Origin of the sequence: Nocardioides sp. CPCC 206348, from assembly GCF_048654705.1 — a bacterium.
Taxonomy (GTDB): Bacteria; Actinomycetota; Actinomycetes; order Propionibacteriales; family Nocardioidaceae; genus Nocardioides.
Map to the genome: position 1 here is coordinate 272 of NZ_JBMCZA010000167.1, position 969 is coordinate 1,240.

Here is a 969-nt window from a genome sequence, read left to right on the forward strand (position 1 = left end):
TCGCCCTCCGGGGAGACCGGACTAATTACTACACACATGTAGCAATTGCGCCCGGATTCACCTACGGTGGATTCCATGACGACCTCGACCGAGACCGAGAAGAAGCCGATCACCGTCAAGGACCTGTTCATCGTGGCGATCTGGCTGGGCATTCCCTACGTGATCGTCGGCGTCCTGTGGGCGGACGCCCACCAGAAGCACCTCGACGGCCTCTACGGCCCGGACGCGTTCTTCTCCTACCTCGGGGAGATCGTCGCCTGGCCGCTGCTGATCTTCAGCGACATCACGCTCAAGTGACGCGTCGGGGCGCCGGCCCCAGCAGGGCGACGACCGCTTCGGTCAGTCGCTCGGCGGTGAAGCGTTCCGGATCCGCGATGACGAGCTGCCCGAACCGCTCGAGCACGGCGATGAGCGCGTGCGACAGCACTTCTGAGTCCGCCTTGCGTCCGAGGGCCCCGGCGACCAGCCGTTCGACGGCGAGCCGGACCTGCTCGCGGTCGGCCTCGACGCGCTCGCGCACCGCTTCCGGTGCGTGGGTGGCGCTCTGCAGGATCGCCCGCCAGGTCACCGGGTCGTCGAGCAGCATCTGGTGCAGGGGCGGCCCGGCCTGACGGATGAGGTCGGCCGGCTTGCCGTCCCCGAGGTCGTGGGGAAGGGCGCCGAACAGCTGCAGCAGGGCGCGTTGCTGCTGGCGCTCGAGCAGGGCCATCAGCAACGGGCCGAGGCTCTCGAAGGCGCCGTACACGACGGGTCGGGTGACGCCGGCCTCCTTCGCGATCGCGTCGATCGAGACCCCGTCGTACCCGTCGCGATCGATGATCCTCAAGGCGGCGTCGAGGAGCTGCTCGCGGCGTTCGGCCATCGGAACGCGGGCGGCGTACGGCCGTCTCTTCCGGGCCAGGTCGGACATGAACACACCCTAGATCAGCGAAGGTCTTCCATTTACTACACAACTGTAGCATTCTGTCG

2 protein-coding genes are annotated in these 969 nt (G+C 67.3%); one reads left to right on the forward strand and one right to left on the reverse strand.

Translation table 11 applies throughout. The annotated features are described in order from the left end of the window. The first annotated feature begins 75 nt into the window (after window positions 1–75). Window positions 76–297 (forward strand): hypothetical protein, encoded by a 222-nt coding sequence (locus ACOADB_RS13095; protein ID WP_378599170.1) that lies wholly within the window; start codon window positions 76–78, stop codon window positions 295–297. On the opposite strand, the gene ACOADB_RS13100 is transcribed toward ACOADB_RS13095, so the two are convergent. After that, on the reverse strand, window positions 290–910 hold the full coding sequence (locus ACOADB_RS13100) for a TetR/AcrR family transcriptional regulator (RefSeq protein ID WP_378599173.1): 621 nt from the start codon (window positions 908–910) through the stop codon (window positions 290–292). The two genes, ACOADB_RS13095 and ACOADB_RS13100, sit on opposite strands and share 8 nt — an antisense overlap. Between the last annotated feature and the right edge of the window lie 59 nt (window positions 911–969).

Excerpts from the sequence above, each read along its gene's own strand:
- ACOADB_RS13095 (WP_378599170.1), top strand. The coding sequence starts at position 76 with ATGACGACCTCGACCGAGACCGAGAAGAAGCCGATCACCGTCAAGGAC.
- ACOADB_RS13100 (WP_378599173.1), bottom strand. The coding sequence starts at position 910 with ATGTCCGACCTGGCCCGGAAGAGACGGCCGTACGCCGCCCGCGTTCCG.